This is a genomic window from Variovorax sp. UC74_104, assembly GCF_044055375.1.
In the GTDB taxonomy this organism is placed as follows: Bacteria; Pseudomonadota; Gammaproteobacteria; order Burkholderiales; family Burkholderiaceae_C; genus Variovorax.
Genome location: NZ_CP171978.1, coordinates 5,014,301 through 5,033,898 on the forward strand (window position 1 = coordinate 5,014,301; position 19,598 = coordinate 5,033,898).

Here is a 19,598-nt window from a genome sequence, read left to right on the forward strand (position 1 = left end):
CGACAACCAAGGAGACTTTCATGCAACGCCGCACACTCATCCGCACCGTCCTCGCCTCTTCGATCGCCGCCACGCTTCCGGCAGCCTTCGCGCAAAGCGGCAACTGGCCTACGGGCAAGCCCATCACGTATCTCGTGCCGTTCCCGGCGGGCGGCACGACCGACGTGCTGGGCCGGCTGATCGGGCAGAAGCTGGGTCCTGTGCTGGGCACCACAGTGATCATCGACAACAAGGGCGGCGCGGGCGGCAGCGTGGGCTCCGAGATCGGCGCGCGCGCCGCACCCGACGGCTTCACGCTGGTGGGCGGCACGATCAGCTCGCACGCGATCAACATCAGCCTGTATCCCAAGCTCGGCTACGACCCGCAGAAGTCGTTCGCGCCGGTGACGCTGATCGGCACCAATCCGGTGGTGCTGGTGGTGAACCAAGCGAGCCCGTACAAGACGCTGAAGGACGTGATCGCAGCCAGCAAGGGCAAGGCGGGCGGGCTCTCGTCGGCCTCGGCCGGCACGGGCACCTCGCAGCACCTGGCGCTGGAACTGCTGGCCTACAAGTCGGGCGTGAAGTTCACGCACATCCCGTACAAGGGCAGCGGCCCGGCGATCCAGGACGTGATCGGCGGACAGGTCGACATGATGTTCGACACCACCGTGGTGGCCGGCCCGCACATCCAGAGCGGCAAGCTGCGCGCGATCGCCGTCACATCGGCGAAGCGGCTGGCCTCGATGCCGGACGTGCCGACGGTGGCGGAGTCGGGCGTGCCGGGGCTGCAGGACTTCGAGGTGGTGTCGTGGCAGGCGATCTTCGTGCCCGCGAACACGCCCGCGCCGGTGGTCGACCGGCTGCACACCGAGATCCGCAAGATCCTCGCGACACCGGAGATGCAGGACAAGCTCAAGGGCTTCGGCATGGAGCCGGCCGACCTGAGCACCACGCAGATCGCGGCCTTCCAGAAGGCCGAGGTGGAGAAGTGGGCGCAGGTGATCAAGGCGGCGGGCATCAAGCCGGACTGACGCCCCCGTGGAAGGCGGGCCGAACCAAGGGAAGCTTCCTACGCCCCGGGCGAAAAGCCCTTTATAGAATGCCCCTCCGATCCGCTTTCCAGATCCTTCCCACGTGTCCGACCGCTCCGCCGTACTGCCCCAATACCTGTTTCCCAAGCAGGCCCTGACCAATTTCGCCGGCTGGGTCGCGGGCAAGGAGCGGGGCGCCGTGACGACGTGGATCATCCGGCGCTTCGTGGCCAAGTACGGCGTGGACATGGGCGAGGCGCTCGAGTCGGACATCCGCCACTACAAGAGCTTCAACCAGTTCTTCACCCGCGAGCTCAAGCCCGGTGCGCGGCCCATCGCGCAGGCCGACCTGATCTGCCCGGTGGACGGCGCGATCAGCCAGTTCGGCGCCATCGAGGGCGACCAGATCTTCCAGGCCAAGGGCCACAACTACACGACCACGGCGCTGGTGGGCGGCGACGCCACGCTGGCCGCCAAGTTCGCGCACGGCAGCTTCGCCACGCTCTACCTGAGCCCGAAGGACTACCACCGCATCCACATGCCCTGCGACGGCCGGCTGGTGCGCATGATCCACGTGCCGGGCGACCTGTTCTCGGTGAATCCGACGACGGCGCGCGGCGTGCCCGGCCTCTTCGCGCGCAACGAGCGCGTGGTCTGCGTCTTCGAATCGGCGCGCGGGCCCTTCGTGCTGGTGCTGGTGGGCGCCACCATCGTCGGCAGCATGGCCACCGTGTGGCACGGCGTGGTCAACCCGCCGCGCGTGGGCGAACTGCGCGAGTGGCACTACACCGACCAGCAGATCGACATCCGCAAGGGCGACGAGATGGGCCGGTTCTTGCTGGGCTCCACCGTAGTCATGCTTTTCCCGGCGCCCGCGCTGGCCTTCAACCCGCAGTGGTCTCCAGGCCGCGCGATCCGGCTGGGCGAAGCCATGGCCGACTACGCCAATTTGTGAGGCTTTGTCTCACAACCCGCACCCAGATTGCCTTCACAGCTACAAAACTAGTAGCATCCTCATCGATTGAGCTATAGTCCCCGGCCAACGAGACGGTTCGTACCAACCACAAGAACGCGAGGCGTCGCCCTGCCCCACAGGCCGACGGCCCGCCCAGCTTCGAGGAGATGATGTCGATGAGTACCAAGGAAACCGCAGCCGTCAGCCAGTTGCTCGCCCTGCTCGAAGCCCGCTACGCACTGCGCGTGCTCTGGGCGCTGCGCGACGGCCACGCGCAGACCTTCCGCCTGCTGCAGGACAGCGTCGGCGGCATCACTCCCAACACGCTCAACACCCGCATCAAGGAACTGCGCGAGGCCGGCCTCGTCGGCCACGGCAGCGACGGCTACAGCCTCACGCTCAGCGGGCAGGACCTGCTCAAGCGCCTGTCCGACCTGCAGGCCTTTGCCGGCAAGTGGCAGCTCGGCCAGATGAAGAAGGCCGCGGCGACCACGCCCGCCGCACCCGCCGCCGTACCCACCGCTGCCGCCCCGGCCACCTCGGCCGCCCCCGCCGCAACCCCGGTCGCGCCGGCTGCAGCCCCCTCTCCCGATCCCCTCGCGGCGCCTGCGCCTACGCCCGCGGCGCCCGGCGACGACACCAGCCACGGCTGACGGACGGCAGGGCCGCCTGCCGGGCCTCGGTAAACTCCGCGCCTTCGATCCACGGATCTCACATCGACGCAAGGAGCGTTTCCCATGCCCACCACTCCCTCCGGCCTGCAATACGAAGACACCGAAGTCGGCACCGGCGCCGAAGCCAAGGCTGGCCACCACGTGCACGTGCACTACACCGGCTGGCTCTACAACGACGGCGTGCAAGGCGCCAAGTTCGACTCCAGCCGCGACCGCAACGACCCCTTCGCGTTCTCGCTGGGCGCAGGCCAGGTCATCAAGGGCTGGGATGAAGGCGTGGCCGGCATGAAGATCGGCGGCAAGCGCACGCTGATCATTCCCGCATCGCTGGGCTACGGCGCTCGCGGCGCGGGCGGCGTGATTCCCCCGAACGCGACCCTGAAGTTCGACGTCGAACTGCTCGACGCCCACTGAGCCTCCCAGCTGACGGCTCCAAGGCCCGGTTCCGGGCCTTTTTCGTGTCTCCAAGGCCGTTTTAGCCTCATTTTTTCGCTTGAAATGCCTCTGGCCAGCCCCAAGTGGCTGGCTATCGTTTGTTTTCCGGCACGTGCCGGTTCTTTGAAAAATGTCTGACCCGCAACAATCCGCACAGAATTCTCAAATGCTGCAAGGCGAGCCAAGCCCCGAAGAACTGGAGGCAGCGCAAGCCGCCAATGAAGCCGAGGCGCTGGACGCGCTGGCCGTCGCCCAGGGCGAACTCGCCGCGCTGCAGACCAAGAATGCCGAGCTCGCCGACCAGTACCTGCGCGCCCAGGCAGACGTGCAGAACGCCCGCCGCCGCGCCGACGAGGAAGTCAGCAAGGCCCGCAAGTTCGCCGTCGAGGCCTTCGCCGAAAGCCTGCTGCCGGTGACCGACAGCCTGGAAGCCGGCCTGGCCGTCAAGGACGCCACGCCCGAGCAGATCCGCGAAGGCGCCGAAGCCACGCTGCGCCAGCTCAAGAGCGCGCTCGAACGCAACAAGGTGATCGAGGTGGCCCCCGCCCCCGGCACCAAGTTCGACCCGCACCAGCACCAGGCCATCTCGATGGTGCCCGCCGACCAGGAACCCAACACCGTGGTGAGCGTGCTGCAGAAGGGCTACACCATCAACGACCGCGTGCTGCGCCCGGCGCTGGTCACGGTCAGCGCGCCGAAGTGAGCCCCGCGGCATTCACCGGCGCACAAGATTCCCACAGGAAATCCCCGCTTCATGCCTTGAATCGCGACGGGTTATCCACAAGTTCATAACAACATATTTTTCAGGCTTTCAGGAGTAAGAACATGGCAAAGATCATCGGCATCGACCTCGGCACCACCAACTCGTGCGTGGCGATCATGGAAGGCAACACCACGCGTGTGATCGAGAACTCGGAAGGTGCGCGCACCACGCCGTCGATCGTCGCGTACCAGGAAGACGGCGAAGTGCTGGTCGGCGCCTCGGCCAAGCGCCAGGCCGTCACCAACCCCAAGAACACCCTGTACGCGATCAAGCGCCTGATCGGGCGCAAGTTCGAGGAAAAGGAAGTCCAGAAGGACATCGACCTGATGCCCTACACCATTGCCAAGGCCGACAACGGCGACGCATGGGTGGAAGTGCGCGGCAAGAAGATGGCCCCGCAGCAGGTCAGCGCCGACATCCTGCGCAAGATGAAGAAGACCGCCGAAGACTACCTCGGCGAGACCGTGACCGAAGCCGTGATCACGGTGCCGGCCTACTTCAACGACGCCCAGCGCCAGGCCACCAAGGACGCCGGCCGCATCGCGGGCCTCGACGTCAAGCGCATCATCAACGAGCCTACCGCCGCTGCCCTGGCCTTCGGCCTCGACAAGCAGGACAAGGCCGACCGCAAGATCGCCGTGTATGACCTCGGCGGCGGTACCTTCGACGTGTCGATCATCGAGATTGCCGACGTGGACGGCGAGAAGCAGTTCGAAGTGCTGTCGACCAACGGCGACACCTTCCTGGGCGGCGAAGACTTCGACCAGCGCATCATCGACTACATCATCGGCGAGTTCAAAAAGGAACAGGGCGTCGACCTGAGCAAGGACGTGCTGGCCCTGCAGCGCCTGAAGGAAGCCGCTGAAAAGGCCAAGATCGAGCTGTCGAACAGCGCTCAGACCGACATCAACCTGCCGTACATCACGGCCGATGCATCGGGTCCGAAGCACCTGAACATCAAGCTCACCCGCGCCAAGCTGGAAAGCCTGGTCGACGAGCTGATCGAGCGCACCATCGCTCCCTGCCGCCTAGCCATCAAGGACGCCGGCATCAGCGTGGGCGACATCAACGACGTGATCCTGGTCGGCGGCATGACCCGCATGCCCAAGGTGCAGGAAAAGGTGAAGGCCTTCTTCGGCAAGGAGCCGCGCAAGGACGTGAACCCCGACGAGGCCGTGGCCGTCGGCGCCGCCATCCAGGGCCAGGTGCTCTCGGGCGACCGCAAGGACGTGCTGCTGCTGGACGTGACCCCGCTGTCGCTGGGCATCGAGACCATGGGCGGCGTCATGACCAAGATGATCGCCAAGAACACCACGATCCCGACGAAGTTCGCGCAGACCTTCTCGACCGCGGAAGACAACCAGCCGGCCGTGACCATCAAGGTGTTCCAGGGTGAACGCGACATCGCCGCTGGCAACAAGCTGCTGGGCGAATTCAACCTCGAAGGCATTCCGCCGGCAGCGCGCGGCACGCCGCAGATCGAGGTGAGCTTCGACATCGACGCCAACGGCATCCTGCACGTCGGCGCGAAGGACAAGGGCACCGGCAAGGAAAACAAGATCACCATCAAGGCGAGCTCGGGCCTGTCGGAGGACGAGATCCAGAAGATGGTGAAGGACGCGGAGCTGAACGCGGCCGACGACAAGAAGAAGCTCGAGATCGTGCAGGCGCGCAACCAGGGCGAAGCCATGGTCCACAGCGTGAAGAAGTCGCTGGGCGAACATGGTGCCAGCCTCAAAGCCGCAGAGAAGGAAGCGATCGAGACCGCGATCAAGGACCTGGAAGAAGCCCTCAAGGGTGAAGACAAGACCGCGATCGAGGAAAAGACCAACGCGCTGATGACCGCGAGCCAGAAGCTCGGCGAGAAGATGTATGCCGAATCGCAGGCCGCCGCTGGCGCCTCGGCCGCTTCCGGTGCGGCTGGCGCAGAAGCTGCATCGCATGCACAGGCAGACGACAACGTGGTCGACGCCGAAGTGAAGGAAGTCAAGAAGGGCTGATCTCCAGCCCGCCGACCAAGGCTGGAACACCTGAAAGGGTGCTCCAGCCTTTCTCGCTTCAAGTTACCCGAGTTCCAGCTGCTTCCCCTGATCTCCCGATCGACCTGCCATGGCCACCAAACGCGACTACTACGAAACCCTCGGCGTCCCCAAGAACGCCAGCGAGGAAGAAATCAAGAAGGCTTATCGCAAGCTCGCGATGAAGCACCACCCTGACCGCAACCACGGCGACACCTCGAAGGAGGCCGAGGCCAAGTTCAAGGAGGTGAAGGAAGCCTACGAAATGCTGTCCGACGGGCAGAAGCGCGCGGCCTACGACCAGTACGGCCATGCCGGCGTCGACCCCAACATGCGCGGCGGCCCGGGCGCTGAAGGCTTCGGCGGCTTCGCGGAAGCCTTCGGCGACATCTTCGGCGACGTGTTCGGCGGCGGCCGGGGCCGCGGAGGCGGCCGGCAGGTCTTCCGCGGCAGCGACCTGAGCTACGCGATGGAGATCACGCTCGAGGAAGCCGCAGAGGGCAAGACCACCGAGATCCGCATTCCCACCTGGGACGAATGCGAGACCTGCCACGGCTCGGGCGCGAAGCCCGGCACCAAGCCCATCACCTGCACCACCTGCCACGGCGCGGGCGCGGTGCAGATGCGCCAGGGCTTCTTCAGCGTGCAGCAGACCTGCCCCACATGCCACGGCAGCGGCAAGATCATTCCCGAGCCCTGCACCGCATGCCACGGCCAGGGCAAGATCAAGCGCAACAAGACGCTCGAAGTGAAGATCCGCGCCGGCATCGACGACGGCCAGCGCATGCGCGTGACCGGCAGCGGCGAGCCCGGCGTCAACGGCGGCCCGCCGGGCGACCTCTACATCGAGATCCGGCTCAAGAAGCACGACATCTTCGAGCGCGACGGCGACAACCTGCACTGCGTGGTGCCCGTGAGCGTGACCACCGCTGCACTGGGGGGCGAGATCAACGTGCCCACGCTCAAGGGCGCGGCGGCCATCGACATTCCCGAAGGCACGCAGAGCGGCAAGCAGTTCCGCCTGCGCGGCAAGGGCATCAAGGGCGTGAACTCGAGCTACCCGGGCGACCTGTACTGCCACGTGCGCGTCGAGACGCCGGTGAAGCTCACCGAGTTCCAGCGCAAGCTGCTCAAGGAGCTCGACGAGTCGCTCAAGAAGGGCGGCGAGAAGCACAGCCCGACCGACAAGGGCTGGTTCGACAAGGCGAAGGAATTCTTCAGCTAACGAATCGAAAAGCACCAAAGGCGTGCAAGGAGGGGCAGCCCAGGGGCTGTTCCAGTGCGCCATCCGGTGCTGGCGCGATGCGCCGATCCTTCTCCGCGTCGGGCATGTAGCACCTGAGACTTCACTCCTCGCGGGACCACCCGCTTCCAGCAAGGGCCGCACTGCGGCCCTTTGCCGTTTCAGGGCCTCCATGTTGGTGCATGCGGGCCTTCCAGCCTTCAGGCAGGCACGCCGCCAGTGCGCTTCGCACCTTCCCACCTCGCAGAACATGCCGGCTCACTCCCGGGCGAGCCGGCCTCCCACACAGGTTCGCGCAAGCGACCCATCGCAAAGTGGCGCGAGGATTGCTTTTATATTTTTTTGAGCTGAACAATAAACCGAACGGCAGATCGCGCGTTATTGCAACAGGAGACGCTCTTTTTTTGAGCTGCGAAGCTCAATAGGCGATTTTTTCCCGGAGAAAAGCCAAAGGCGGACGATGGCCATTCGGCATAGGTGTTTCACCCGGAGAGAATTAGGAAAGCGAGCCTTTGAATTTACCTGAAATCCGGAAATTTGTTCCTTGTTTTTTGTTGAACTTTACTTGGCGTCGTGGTTCTGAATTAACAAATGATTTGCCGGGTTCAATCTTTGCTTTATGCTGATTGTTAGCAGATTGTTGTAAGGGAGTTTTCCGCGGCATGCAGCCATGGGCAGGCACACCTTTTAATGTTGCGCAAGGCCCCTGCTGCACGCCATCGGGCATAAAGCCCATCGACCTGAAGGAGGCGTGACCATGGATGTGATCAGCAACTTTGCCGCCCGCTACGAGCGCACCCGCGAGGAAGTCATCTCGCTGCAGGACTACCTGGACATCTGCAAGCGCGATCCCATGGCTTACGCCACGGCTTCCGAGCGCATGCTCAAGGCCATCGGGGAGCCCCAGCTGGTCGACACCCGCAACGATCCCCGGCTTTCGCGGATCTTCGCCAACAAGGTCATCAAGATCTATCCGGCGTTCAAGGAGTTCTATGGCATGGAAGACGCCATAGAGCAAGTGGTGTCCTATTTCCGCCACGCCGCGCAGGGGCTGGAAGAAAAGAAGCAAATCCTTTACCTGCTGGGCCCGGTGGGCGGCGGCAAGAGCTCGATCGCCGAGCGCCTGAAGCAGCTCATGGAGCACGTTCCCTTCTACGCGATCCAGGGCTCGCCGGTGAACGAATCGCCGCTGGGCCTCTTCGATACGGTCGAGGACGGCGAGATCCTTGAAAAGGAATACAGCATCCCGAGCCGCTACCTGAATCGAATTCTCTCGCCCTGGGCCGTCAAGCGGCTCGAGGAGTACGGGGGCGACATCCGCCAGTTCAAGGTGGTCAAGCGCTACCCGTCGGTGCTTCGGCAGATCGCGGTCGCCAAGACCGAGCCGGGCGACGAGAACAACCAGGACATCTCCTCGCTGGTCGGCAAGGTCGACATCCGCAAGCTCGAGACCTTCGCCCAGGACGACCCCGACGCCTACTCCTACTCCGGTGGCCTGTGCCTGGCCAACCAGGGCCTGCTGGAGTTCGTGGAAATGTTCAAGGCGCCGATCAAGGTGCTGCACCCGCTGCTGACCGCCACGCAGGAAAGCAACTTCAAGGGCACCGAAGGCTTCGGTGCCATTCCCTTCGACGGCATCGTGCTCGCGCACAGCAACGAGAGCGAATGGAAGGCCTTCCGCAACAACAAGAACAACGAGGCCTTCCTCGACCGGATCTACATCGTCAAGGTGCCCTACTGCCTGCGCGCCTCGGAAGAGATCAAGATCTACGAGAAGCTGGTGCGCAACTCTTCGCTGGCGAAGGCACCCTGCGCCCCCGGAACGCTGCGCATGATGGCCCAGCTCTCGGTGCTCACGCGCCTGAAGGAGCCCGAGAACTCCAGCACCTTCAGCAAAATGCAGGTGTACGACGGCGAGAACCTCAAGGACACCGACCCGAAGGCCAAGTCCATCCAGGAGTACCGCGACTACGCGGGCGTGGACGAGGGCATGAGCGGCGTTTCCACCCGCTTCGCCTTCAAGATCATCTCCAAGGTGTTCAACTTCGACAGTTCCGAGGTCGCCGCCAACCCGGTGCACCTGATGTATGTGCTCGAGCAGCAGATCGAGCGCGAGCAGTTTCCGCCGGAAGTCGAGCAGAAGTACATCAGCTACATCAAGGAGCTGCTGGCGCCGCGCTATGCGGAGTTCATCGGCAAGGAGATCCAGACCGCCTACCTAGAGAGCTACAGCGAGTACGGCCAGAACATCTTCGACCGCTACGTCACCTACGCCGACTACTGGATCCAGGACCAGGAGTTCCGCGACGTGGACACCGGCGAAGTCTTCGACCGCGCCTCGCTCAACGCCGAGCTCGAGAAGATCGAGCGGCCCGCCGGCATCGGCAACCCGAAGGACTTCCGCAACGAGATCGTCAACTTCGTGCTGCGCGCGCGGGCCGGCAACGCGGGGCGCAACCCGGCGTGGACCAGCTACGAGAAGCTGCGCTCGGTGATCGAGAAGAAGATGTTCTCCAACACCGAAGAGCTGCTGCCGGTGATCAGCTTCAACACCAAGAGCAGCGCCGACGAGCAGAAGAAGCACGAAGACTTCGTGACCCGCATGGTCGAGAAGGGCTATACGGCCAAGCAGGTGCGCCTGCTCTGCGAGTGGTATCTGCGGGTGCGCAAGAGCTCATAGAAAAACGGCCCTTCCGTTCGTTCTCTCTTTGCAAGGAGCGTTGACAACATCGTGGCCATCCTGCAGCAGATCATCGACCGCCGGCTATCGGGCAAGAACAAGTCCATTGGCAACCGCGAGCGCTTCCTCAGGCGCTACAAGGGGCAGATCCAGGAGGCGGTGAGGCGCGCCGTCAGCGGCCGCAACATCCGCGAACTGGAGCAAGGCGAAGACGTGACCCTGCCGCGCCACGACGTGTCCGAGCCCGTGTTCGGCCACGCCCGAGGCGGCGACCGCGAATACGTGCACCCGGGCAACCAGGAATACCTGAAGGGCGACCGCATCAAGCGCCCCGAAGGCGGCGGCGGAGGCGGCTCCGGCAGCGGAGAAGCGAGCGACAGCGGCGAAGGCGAGGACGACTTCGTCTTCCGCCTCACGCGCGAGGAGTTCATGCGCGTCTTCTTCGACGACCTGGCGCTGCCCCACCTCATCCGCACGCAGATCGCCGACGTGCCCGAGTGGAAGAGCCACCGGGCCGGCTTTACCAGCGACGGCTCGCCCAACAACCTGCACGTGGTGCGCTCGATGCGCGGCGCCCTCGCCCGCCGCATTGCGCTGGGCGGCGAACCGCGCAAGGAACTCAAGCGGCTAGAGGCGCACCTCGAAAGCCTGCGCAAGCATCCGCAGGTCGAGCAGCCCTTCATCCAGAAGGAAATCCGCGAGACGGAAGAGCGCATCGCCGAGGTGCGCCGAACCATGCGGCACGTGCCCTACATCGACCCCATCGACCTGCGCTACCGCAACCGCGTGAAGACCCCGGTGCCCAGCGCGAAGGCCGTCATGTTCTGCCTGATGGACGTGTCAGGCTCGATGGACGAGGCGCGCAAGGACATGGCCAAGCGCTTCTTCATGCTGCTGTACATGTTCCTCACGCGGCACTACGAGAAGATCGACCTGGTCTTCCTGCGCCACCACACGCAGGCGCAGGAGGTGACGGAGGAAGAGTTCTTCCACGCCACCGAGACCGGCGGCACGGTGGTGTCGAGCGCGCTGGTGCTGATGGACGAGATCATCAAGGCGCGCTACCCCAGCGGCGAATGGAACGTCTACGGCGCGCAGGCCAGCGACGGCGACAACTGGCACCAGGACAGCGGCCGCTGCCGCGAGCTGCTGGTCGAGAACATCCTGCCGGTGGTTCGCTACTACGCCTACGTGCAGGTGGCAGAGACCGAGCAGAACCTGTGGCAGGAATACCAGCAGCTCGAGGGCGTGGAGCCCAACTTCGCGATGCGCAAGGTGTCCGACGCGCAGGACATCTACCCGGTCTTCCGCGACCTGTTCAAGAAGGAAGGGGTCACGTCATGAACACCGCCATCTCCGCCCCTCCTCCTGCCACCAGCCTGCCCCGGCTGGAGCGCCTGCCCAGCCCGTCGGACTGGACCTTCGAACTCATCGAGACCTACCACTCCGAGATCGCCAAGACCGCCCGCGGCTACGGCCTGGACGTCTACGCGAACCAGCTCGAAGTCATCACGGCCGAGCAGATGATGGACGCCTACGCGAGCGTGGGCATGCCCATGATCTATCGCCACTGGTCGTACGGAAAGCAGTTCATCTCGACCGAGAAGAACTACAAGCGCGGCCACATGGGGCTGGCCTACGAGATCGTCATCAACTCCGACCCCTGCATCGCCTACCTGATGGAGGAGAACACCATGGCCATGCAGGCCCTGGTGATCGCGCATGCGGCCTACGGCCACAACAGCTTCTTCAAGGGCAACTACCTGTTCCGGATGTGGACGGACGCCTCGTCCATCATCGATTACCTGGTTTACGCGCGGCACTACATCGCCGAGTGCGAGGAGCGCCACGGACTCGATGCGGTCGAGGAGCTCCTCGATTCATGCCATGCGCTGATGAACTACGGCGTCGACCGCTATCGCCGCCCGCAGAAGCGCTCGCTGGCGCAGGAGGCCGCCCAGCGCGCCGAGCGAGAGCGCCACATGCAGCAGCAGGTGAACGACCTCTGGCGCACGCTGCCGCGCAAGAGCGAGCAGGCCGCCGAGGCCGATGCGGCCAAGCGCTTTCCGGCGGAACCGCAGGAGAACCTGCTCTACTTCATCGAGAAGAACGCCGCGCTGCTGGAGCCGTGGCAGCGCGAGGTAGTGCGCATCGTGCGCAAGATCGCGCAGTACTTCTACCCGCAGCGCCAGACCCAGGTCATGAACGAAGGCTGGGCCACCTTCTGGCACTACACGTTGCTCAACACCATGTACGACCGCGGCCAGCTCGCCGACGGCTTCATGATGGAGTGGCTCAGCTCGCACACGGGCGTGATCTTCCAGCCGCCGGTGGGCCACCGCGCCTACAGCGGCATCAACCCGTACGCGCTGGGCTTCGCGATGTACACCGACCTGCGCCGCATCTGCGAGAAGCCCACCGAGGAAGACCGCCGCTGGTTCCCCGACTTCGCCGGCACCGACTGGCTGCGCACGCTCGACTACGCGATGCGCAACTTCAAGGACGAGAGCTTCATCGGCCAGTTCCTGAGTCCGAAGACGATGCGGGACTTCCGCCTGTTCTCGATCCGCGACTTCCAGAGCGAGTCAGAACTGGAGGTTTCCGCCATCCACGACGACAGCGGCTACCACGCACTGCGCGAATCGCTGTCACGCCAGTACGACATGGGTAGCCGCGAGCCCGACATCCAGGTGTGGAACGTGGCCATGCGCGGCGACCGCTCGCTGACGCTGCGCCACACGCAGCGCAACAACCTGCCGCTGCACGACACGGCGGAAGAGGTGCTCAAGCACGTCGCACGGCTCTGGGGCTTCGACGTGCACCTGGAGAGCATCGACAGCCAGGGCCGGATCAGCCGCAGCTGGAAGGCCTCGGCGCCCAAACAACAGTATTAGGCTACCCCCCAGGCTTCGCGCACTTCGTGTCGCTACGCCACCCCCCTTGCAGGGGGCAACACCTGCGGCCCGGCAAAGCCGGTTCCGCGGTGTTCCACGAAGAACTTCCTCTCAGGAAACCAACGCCGTGATGGCGAGGATGTAGCCCTTCACACCCAGCCCCACGATGATGCCCTTCGCCGCGGGCGAGATGTATGAGTGGTGGCGGAACTCTTCACGCGCGTGCACGTTCGAGATGTGCAGCTCGATCAGCGGCACGCTCGCGCCCTTGATGGCGTCGTGCAGCGCGATCGAGGTGTGGGTGTAGGCGCCGGGGTTCATCACCACGCCGATCATGTTGCCTGCCGCCACCTCGCGGCCGGCTTCCTGGATCCAGTCGATCAGCACGCCTTCGTGGTTCGACTGACGGCATTCGATCTCGACGCCGAACTTCGCGCCCGTTTCCTTGCACAGGCGCTCGACGTCGGCCAGCGTGTCGCGTCCGTACTGTTCGGGCTCGCGCGTGCCGAGCAGGTTGAGGTTGGGGCCGTTGAGGACGAGGATCTTCTTCATGATGGTTGTCTGGCGGAATCTGGCGAACGGAGGCCGATTATGTTCTCGCGGCCGTCCTGCGCCTACGCGCTGCGGTCGAGCCGACGTAGTAGTTGTACGAATCGATGTCGACCACGCAGCGCGCCATCAGGTCGACGAAGGAGCGCAGCTTCTGCCCCATGTAGCGCTGGCGCTGGTAGGCGCAGTAGATGCGCCGCGGCTCCGGCTGCCACTGCGGCAGCACGGGCACCAGCACGCCCTGCTCCAGCTCGGGCCGCACGAAGAAGGCGGGCAGCAGCGCGACGCCCAGGCCGTCGATGCAGAAGGTCTTCATCACCCAGTGGTCGTTGGTCTCGAAGGCCGGCTCGGGCCTGAAGGCGAAGCTGGCCGTGCCCGACACCAGCAGCACCTGCGAGCGCCCTGCCGATTCCTTCATCACGATGGACTGGTGCGCCGCCAATTCGTCGGGCGACGAGGGCGTGCCGTGCCGCGCCAGGTACTGCGGGCTCGCGTACAGCCCGTAGTTCAGCCGCCCGAGCAGCCGCGCCACGAGATTCGGCGCATCGGGCGGTTCGGAACACACGTAGCAGTCGACATCGGCGATGCGCGGCGCATGGAAGCCGTTGGCCACGTCGAGCTGGCAGCGCACGTCCGGATGCGCCTCCAGGAACAGCTTGACCACGTGGCAGACGAAGGAGGTGCTGAACTGCGTGTCCGACAGCAGCGCCAAGCTGCCCGACACGCCCGTGGTCAGCGCGTGGATCTCGGTGCTGGCTTCTTCCAGCCGGCCCTTCACCTCGTCGAGCAGCCCTTCGCCGCGCGCGAGAAAGGCGTGTCCGGCCTCGGTGAGCGAGATGCGGCGCGGGCTGCGCAGCAGCAGCTGTGCGCCCAGCTGCTCCTCCAGGCGCGTGAGCTGCCGGCTCAGGGTGGCCTTGGAGACGCCGGAGAGGCTTTCGGCCTTGGTGAGGCTGCCGCTTCGGGCAATGAGCACGAAAGCCTCGACCAGGGCGAGATCGATGCGGCTCATGCGGCCCAGCGTTGCAGGAATGAAAAGCAGCGTCTCTTCATGTGACTTTCATCGGTGCGGCGGAAACGGTACGGTATCACCGGCGAACAGTTCGCTTCCCACGATCCATCCATGAACATTCCACAAGACACGGCCACGTGGCACCCCGTCGCGCGCTCGGCCGACCTGCGCCCGGGCGCCAACATCGTCGCCGGCTTCGCCGAAGGCCAGGAACTCGCCCTCTGGCGTGCGGCCGACGGCACCGCCCAGGCCTGGGAGAACCGCTGCCCCCACCGCAGCGTGCGCTTCACGCTCGGGCAGGTCATCGACAACCGGTTGGCCTGCGCGTACCACGGCTGGCAGTACGAGGCAGGCAGCGGGCAGTGCACCAGCATTCCGGCGCACCCGGCCATGCAAGCGCCGCGCAACGTCTGCGCGAAGACCTTCGGCACGGCAGAGACGGCCGGCATGCTGTGGGTGAACCTGTCGCCCGAGGCTCCTCCGGTTCCAGACGAACTGCGTGATGCAGTCCCTGGCGGCTGGCATTTCTGCCGCACGCTGACCGTGCGCGCGCCCGCCGCCACGGCGCGGGCGGCGCTCGTGCAGCACGGCATGACGGCCGCCTCGCCAGGCTGGCGCGGCCGGCTCGGCGGCGCGGAAACCCTCGCGCTCGTCCTCGACGCCCAGCCCGGCCTCGCCTTCATCCACCTCTGGACCGAAGCGGCGCCCGGCTCGGCCGCCATGAAGGCCCTGCATGCGGCAGCCCGCCAGTTGCGCACCGACATCGAAGCCCTGCCCCGCGGCTGAAGAAAGAGAGATCCATGCCCTTCGCCACCAACGATCCCAACATGCTCGACGACTGGCTGGTCGTCGGCCCCGCGCCGGCGCCATCGGCCTCGCGCACCACCCGCCTGCTCGGCGAGACCGTGCAGCTGTCGACCGACGCCGACGGCACGCCAAGCTGCAGCCTCGGCGACACGCCGCTCGCCGTGCAGCAACGCTACGGTTATCTCTGGGTCTGCCCGAGCGGCCGCCCGGCCCGCGCGCTCTTCGACTTTCCCGAATACGGCGAACCGGGCCGCCGCCTTGTCGACTGCGGCGGCATCGGCGTCGCGGTGTCGGGCCTGCGCGTGATCGAGAACTTCCTGGACATGGCGCACTTTCCGTTCGTGCATGCCGACTACCTCGGCAAGGTGCCGCACACCGAGGTGGCGCAGTACCAGGTGCAGGTGGAGCCCGCCACTGGCGAGATCTGGGCCACCGACTGCCGCTTCTGGCAGCCGCGCGCCTCCGCGGCTCACGATTCCTCGGGCAGCGAGGTCATCTACAAATACCGCGTGATGCAGCCCTTCTCGGCCATGCTCTACAAGAGCAGCTTCCGCGCGGGCGAGCTCGATGCGATCGGCCTCTTCCTGCAGCCCGTCGACGAGGAGCACGTGATCGCCCACACCCTGCTGGCCTGCTACGACGACCACTCCACCGACGCTGAGCTCATCGCCTTCCAGCACACCATCTTCGGGCAGGACAAGCCCATCCTGGAGAACCACGCCTTCAAGCGCATGCCGCTCGAAGGCCGCGCCGAGACGCCCACGCGCGGCGACACCTCCTCCGTCACCTACCGGCGATGGCTGCGCGAGCGCGGCATGCGCTTCGGCGTGAGGGCTGCGGCATGACGACGGCGACGCTGAAGCTCTACGACTACCCGCTGTCGGGCAACTGCTTCAAGGTGCGGCAGATGGTGGCCTGGCTGGGCGTGGCGTACCAGACGGTGCCGGTCGATTTCTTTCCCGGTCGCGAGCACAAATCGGCCGCGTTCCTCGCCAATGTCAATCCGCTGGGCCAGCTGCCGGTGATCGACGACGACGGCTTCGTGCTGCGCGACGCGCAGGCCATCCTGGTCTATCTCGCGAGCCGCTACGACCCGCAGGGCCGCTGGTATCCCGCCGACGCGAAGCTGCGCGGCGAGGTCGCCCAGTGGCTCGCCACCGCCGACGAGATCACCCGCACCGCCTCGGCCGCGCGGCTGCACGACGCGCTGGGCTACCACAACCTCGACATCGATGCCTGCCGCGCGGGCGCGCGCGCCGTGTTCCGCGTCCTCGACGACCACCTCGCCGAACGCGCCACCGAAGGCCTGCGCTGGCTCGCATCGGCGCCCGATCCGACCGTTGCCGATCTCGCCTGTTTTCCCTACGTGGCGCTCGCGGGCGAAGGCGGCATCTCGCTCGACGAGTTTCCGGCGCTGCGAAACTGGGTCTGGGATTTCCGCCACCTGCCGGGGTTCATCGGCATGTCGGGTATCTTCCCTGCAGGCCCTGCCTGAGAATCCTCTCCCATCACCGCTTCCGAGACCGAACATCATGAAGACCAAAGCCGCCGTCGCCTGGAAATCCGGCGCCCCGCTCACCATCGAAACCGTGGACCTCGAAGGCCCGAAGTTCGGCGAAGTGCTCGTCGAGATCAAGGCCACCGGCATCTGCCACACCGACTACTACACCCTCTCGGGCGCCGACCCCGAGGGCATCTTCCCCGCCATCCTGGGCCATGAGGGCGCGGGCATCGTGGTGGACGTCGGCCCCGGCGTCACCACGCTCAAGAAGGGCGACCACGTCATTCCGCTGTACACGCCCGAATGCCGCCAGTGCAAGTTCTGCCTGAGCCGCAAGACCAACCTGTGCCAGCTCATCCGCGGCACGCAGGGCAAGGGCCTGATGCCCGACGGCACCAGCCGCTTCAGCCTCGACGGCAAGCCCATCGCCCACTACATGGGCACCAGCACCTTCAGCAACTACACCGTCGCGCCCGAGATCTCGCTGGCCAAGATCCGCGAGGACGCGCCTTTCGACAAGGTCTGCTACATCGGCTGCGGCGTGACCACCGGCATCGGCGCGGTGATCTTCACAGCCAAGGTGGAAGCCGGCGCCAACGTGGTGGTGTTCGGCCTGGGCGGCATCGGCCTGAACGTGATCCAGGGCGCCAAGATGGTGGGCGCCGACAAGATCATCGGCATCGACCTGAACCCCGCGCGCGAAGAGATGGCGCGCAAGTTCGGCATGACGCACTTCCTGAACCCGAAGGACCACGAGAACATCGTCGACGCGATCGTGCAGCTGACCGACGGCGGCGCCGACTACAGCTTCGAGTGCATCGGCAACACCAAGGTGATGCGCCAGGCGCTCGAATGCACGCACAAGGGCTGGGGCCGCAGCATCATCATCGGCGTGGCCGAGGCCGGCGCCGAGATCAGCACGCGCCCGTTCCAGCTGGTCACCGGCCGCAAGTGGGAAGGCTCGGCCTTCGGCGGCGCGCGCGGGCGCACCGACGTGCCGAAGATCGTCGACTGGTACATGGAAGGCAAGATCGACATCGACAGCCTGATCACGCACACCATGCCGCTGGAGAAGATCAACGACGGCTTCGACCTGATGAAGCGCGGCGAATCGATCCGCGGCGTGGTCATCTACTAGCCCCCAGGCTTCGCGCACTTCCGCGGTGTTCCTGGCAAAGGCATCTACTCATTCACTGGAGATGATCTCGTGATGGAAAGAATGGAACCCCTGCGCAGGATCGAGGCGGGCGTCCTCGAAGTCGCCTACTACGAGGCCGGCCCCGCCGACGGTCCGCCGGTGCTGCTGATGCACGGCTTTCCGTACGACATCCACACCTATGCCGAGGTCGCGCCGATGCTGGCCGATGAGGGTTGCCGGGTGATCGTGCCGTACCTGCGCGGCTACGGTCCCACGCGCTTCCTGAACGAAGCGACGCCGCGCTCGGGCGAGCAGGCTGCGCTGGGCGCCGACCTGCTTGCGCTGCTCGACGCGCTGAAGATCGAGCGTGCCGTGCTCGCCGGCTACGACTGGGGCGGCCGCGCGGCCTGCGTGGTCGCGGCGCTGTGGCCCGAGCGCTGCGCGGGGCTGGTGTCCCTCAACAGCTACAACATCCAGAACATCGCCAAGGCGATGGAGCCCGACACGCCCGAGAACGAATACAGCCTCTGGTACCAGTACTACTTCCATAGCGAGCGCGGGCGCGCCGGCCTGCACAAGGACCGCAAGGCGTTCACGAAGTTGCTGTGGAAGCTCTGGTCGCCCACCTGGAAGTTCGACGACGCCACCTTCGAGCGCAGCGCCGCCGCCTTCGACCATCCCGACTTCGTGGACGTGGTGATCCAGTCGTACCGCCACCGCTTCGGCCTGGTGCCGGGCGATCCGGCCTACGCCGACATCGAGCGCCGCCTCGCGGCCCAGCCCACCATCACCGTGCCCGCCATCACCTTCGACGGCATCGACGACGGCGTGCGCCCGCCGGCCGACGCATCCGCCCACGCCCACCGCTTCGGCGGCCCGCGCTCGCACCGGCTCGTGCCCGGCGCCGGCCACAACCTGCCGCAGGAAGCGCCGCGCGCCTTCGCCGACGCCGTGCTCGAACTCGTGCCCGCCCTGCGCGGCAAGAAAACCCAGCAATGACCGACAACACACCGAAGATTCTTTCCGAGCACCGTGCCTTCGGCGGTACGCAGCGCTTCCTCGAGCACCGCTCGCTGGAGATCGGCCTGCCGATGCGCTTTTCGATCTACCTGCCGCCGCAGGTCGCGCACGAGCGCGTGCCGGCCCTGCTCTACCTCGCGGGGCTGACCTGCAACGAGGAGACCTTCGCCATCAAGGCCGGCGCGCAGCGCATGGCGGCCAGCCTGGGCATCGCGCTGGTCGCACCCGACACCAGCCCGCGCGGGCCGGAGGTTGAAGGCATTCCCGGCTCCAAGGACAACTGGGACTTCGGCATCGGCGCCGGCTTCTATCTCGACGCGCTGGCCGAGCCATGGGCCACGCACTGGCGCATGGAAAGCTGGATCGTGCACGAGCTGCTGCCGCTGGTGGCCAGGCACTTTCCCATCGACGGCGAGCGCATCGGCATCTTCGGCCACTCGATGGGCGGCCACGGGGCGCTGACGCTGGCACTGCGGCATCCGGGGCGCTTCAGGTCGCTGTCGGCCTTCGCGCCGATCTGCGCGCCCACGCAGTGCCCGTGGGGCGAGAAGGCCTTCGCGGGCTACCTGGGCGAACCCGGCGCCGACCGCGCGCAATGGCTGGCGCACGATGCCAGCGCGCTCATGAAGTCGCAGGTCACGGCGCCCTATCCGCAGGGCATCCTCATCGACCAGGGGCTGGACGACAAATTCCTGGCCGAGCAACTGCACCCCGAAGCCTTCGAGGCCGCCTGCTTCGCCGCCGGCCAGCCGCTCACGCTGCGCCGCCATGCGGGCTACGACCACGGCTACTACTTCATCCAGAGCTTCATGGCCGACCACATCGCCCACCACGCGCAGACCTTGCGCGCCTGAGCGTTCGCAGTCCGCCTCATCGACCGCGGCGCCACTGCGCCGTAT

At 65.8% G+C, this 19,598-nt stretch carries 17 protein-coding genes and 1 pseudogene; 16 read left to right on the forward strand and 2 right to left on the reverse strand.

The window, feature by feature from the left end:
* Window positions 1-20: 20 nt before the first annotated feature.
* From ACHMXA_RS23600 to ACHMXA_RS23645, 10 genes and pseudogenes are all read left to right on the forward strand, one after another.
* Window positions 21-1,013 (forward strand): Bug family tripartite tricarboxylate transporter substrate binding protein, encoded by a 993-nt coding sequence (locus ACHMXA_RS23600; protein WP_395316500.1) that lies wholly within the window; start codon window positions 21-23, stop codon window positions 1,011-1,013.
* Window positions 1,014-1,116: 103 nt separating this feature from the next.
* Complete coding sequence (gene asd / locus ACHMXA_RS23605) at window positions 1,117-1,968, forward strand: archaetidylserine decarboxylase (protein ID WP_176667137.1); 852 nt, start codon at window positions 1,117-1,119, stop codon at window positions 1,966-1,968.
* Between the two features lie 176 nt (window positions 1,969-2,144).
* Window positions 2,145-2,447, forward strand: a pseudogene (locus ACHMXA_RS23610) (winged helix-turn-helix transcriptional regulator); the annotation flags it as partial.
* A 258-nt stretch (window positions 2,448-2,705) separates the two neighbouring features.
* Entirely contained in the window at window positions 2,706-3,056 is a 351-nt protein-coding gene (locus ACHMXA_RS23615; protein WP_019655816.1) for an FKBP-type peptidyl-prolyl cis-trans isomerase, read from the forward strand.
* Between the two features lie 187 nt (window positions 3,057-3,243).
* The gene (gene grpE, locus ACHMXA_RS23620) at window positions 3,244-3,780 is read left to right on the forward strand and encodes a nucleotide exchange factor GrpE (protein WP_395316501.1); all 537 of its coding nucleotides are present in this window, start codon (window positions 3,244-3,246) and stop codon (window positions 3,778-3,780) included.
* A gap of 122 nt (window positions 3,781-3,902) precedes the next feature.
* Window positions 3,903-5,840: a molecular chaperone DnaK gene (gene dnaK, locus ACHMXA_RS23625; RefSeq protein ID WP_395316502.1), complete on the forward strand. Its 1,938-nt coding sequence runs from the start codon at window positions 3,903-3,905 to the stop codon at window positions 5,838-5,840.
* A 109-nt stretch (window positions 5,841-5,949) separates the two neighbouring features.
* Window positions 5,950-7,083, forward strand: a complete 1,134-nt coding sequence (gene dnaJ, locus ACHMXA_RS23630; RefSeq protein ID WP_176667141.1) for a molecular chaperone DnaJ — start codon at window positions 5,950-5,952, stop codon at window positions 7,081-7,083.
* Between the two features lie 775 nt (window positions 7,084-7,858).
* Window positions 7,859-9,781, forward strand: a complete 1,923-nt coding sequence (locus ACHMXA_RS23635; RefSeq protein ID WP_395316503.1) for a PrkA family serine protein kinase — start codon at window positions 7,859-7,861, stop codon at window positions 9,779-9,781.
* A gap of 51 nt (window positions 9,782-9,832) precedes the next feature.
* Window positions 9,833-11,125 carry a YeaH/YhbH family protein gene (locus tag ACHMXA_RS23640; protein ID WP_184641403.1) on the forward strand — a complete coding sequence of 431 codons (1,293 nt, stop codon included), beginning with the start codon at window positions 9,833-9,835 and terminating at the stop codon, window positions 11,123-11,125.
* A complete protein-coding gene (locus ACHMXA_RS23645) occupies window positions 11,122-12,675 on the forward strand; it encodes a SpoVR family protein (RefSeq protein WP_395316504.1) in 1,554 nt (517 codons plus the stop codon). The genes ACHMXA_RS23640 and ACHMXA_RS23645 overlap by 4 nt, the downstream gene beginning before the upstream one ends.
* Before the next feature lie 111 nt (window positions 12,676-12,786).
* Here ACHMXA_RS23645 and aroQ read toward each other — a convergent pair whose 3' ends face one another.
* Both aroQ and ACHMXA_RS23655 read right to left on the reverse strand, forming a co-directional pair.
* Complete coding sequence (aroQ, locus tag ACHMXA_RS23650; protein ID WP_395316505.1) at window positions 12,787-13,227, reverse strand: type II 3-dehydroquinate dehydratase; 441 nt, start codon at window positions 13,225-13,227, stop codon at window positions 12,787-12,789.
* A gap of 37 nt (window positions 13,228-13,264) precedes the next feature.
* Window positions 13,265-14,233, reverse strand: coding sequence for a LysR family transcriptional regulator (locus ACHMXA_RS23655; RefSeq protein ID WP_395316506.1), 969 nt, complete (start codon window positions 14,231-14,233; stop codon window positions 13,265-13,267).
* Between the two features lie 111 nt (window positions 14,234-14,344).
* On the opposite strand from ACHMXA_RS23655, the gene ACHMXA_RS23660 reads away from it, so the two are divergent.
* The 6 genes from ACHMXA_RS23660 to fghA all read left to right on the forward strand — a co-directional run bounded on the left by ACHMXA_RS23660 (window position 14,345) and on the right by fghA (window position 19,553).
* Window positions 14,345-15,019: a Rieske 2Fe-2S domain-containing protein gene (locus ACHMXA_RS23660; RefSeq protein WP_395316507.1), complete on the forward strand. Its 675-nt coding sequence runs from the start codon at window positions 14,345-14,347 to the stop codon at window positions 15,017-15,019.
* Between the two features lie 14 nt (window positions 15,020-15,033).
* A complete protein-coding gene (locus ACHMXA_RS23665; protein WP_395316508.1) occupies window positions 15,034-15,885 on the forward strand; it encodes an aromatic ring-hydroxylating dioxygenase subunit alpha in 852 nt (283 codons plus the stop codon).
* Window positions 15,882-16,535, forward strand: coding sequence for a glutathione S-transferase family protein (locus ACHMXA_RS23670; protein ID WP_395316509.1), 654 nt, complete (start codon window positions 15,882-15,884; stop codon window positions 16,533-16,535). Before ACHMXA_RS23665 ends, ACHMXA_RS23670 begins: the two co-directional genes overlap by 4 nt.
* A gap of 37 nt (window positions 16,536-16,572) precedes the next feature.
* Window positions 16,573-17,679, forward strand: coding sequence for an S-(hydroxymethyl)glutathione dehydrogenase/class III alcohol dehydrogenase (locus ACHMXA_RS23675; RefSeq protein ID WP_019655804.1), 1,107 nt, complete (start codon window positions 16,573-16,575; stop codon window positions 17,677-17,679).
* A 72-nt stretch (window positions 17,680-17,751) separates the two neighbouring features.
* Entirely contained in the window at window positions 17,752-18,678 is a 927-nt protein-coding gene (locus tag ACHMXA_RS23680) for an alpha/beta fold hydrolase (RefSeq protein ID WP_395316510.1), read from the forward strand.
* On the forward strand, window positions 18,675-19,553 hold the full coding sequence (gene fghA / locus ACHMXA_RS23685; protein WP_395316511.1) for an S-formylglutathione hydrolase: 879 nt from the start codon (window positions 18,675-18,677) through the stop codon (window positions 19,551-19,553). Before ACHMXA_RS23680 ends, fghA begins: the two co-directional genes overlap by 4 nt.
* Window positions 19,554-19,598: the final 45 nt, after the last annotated feature.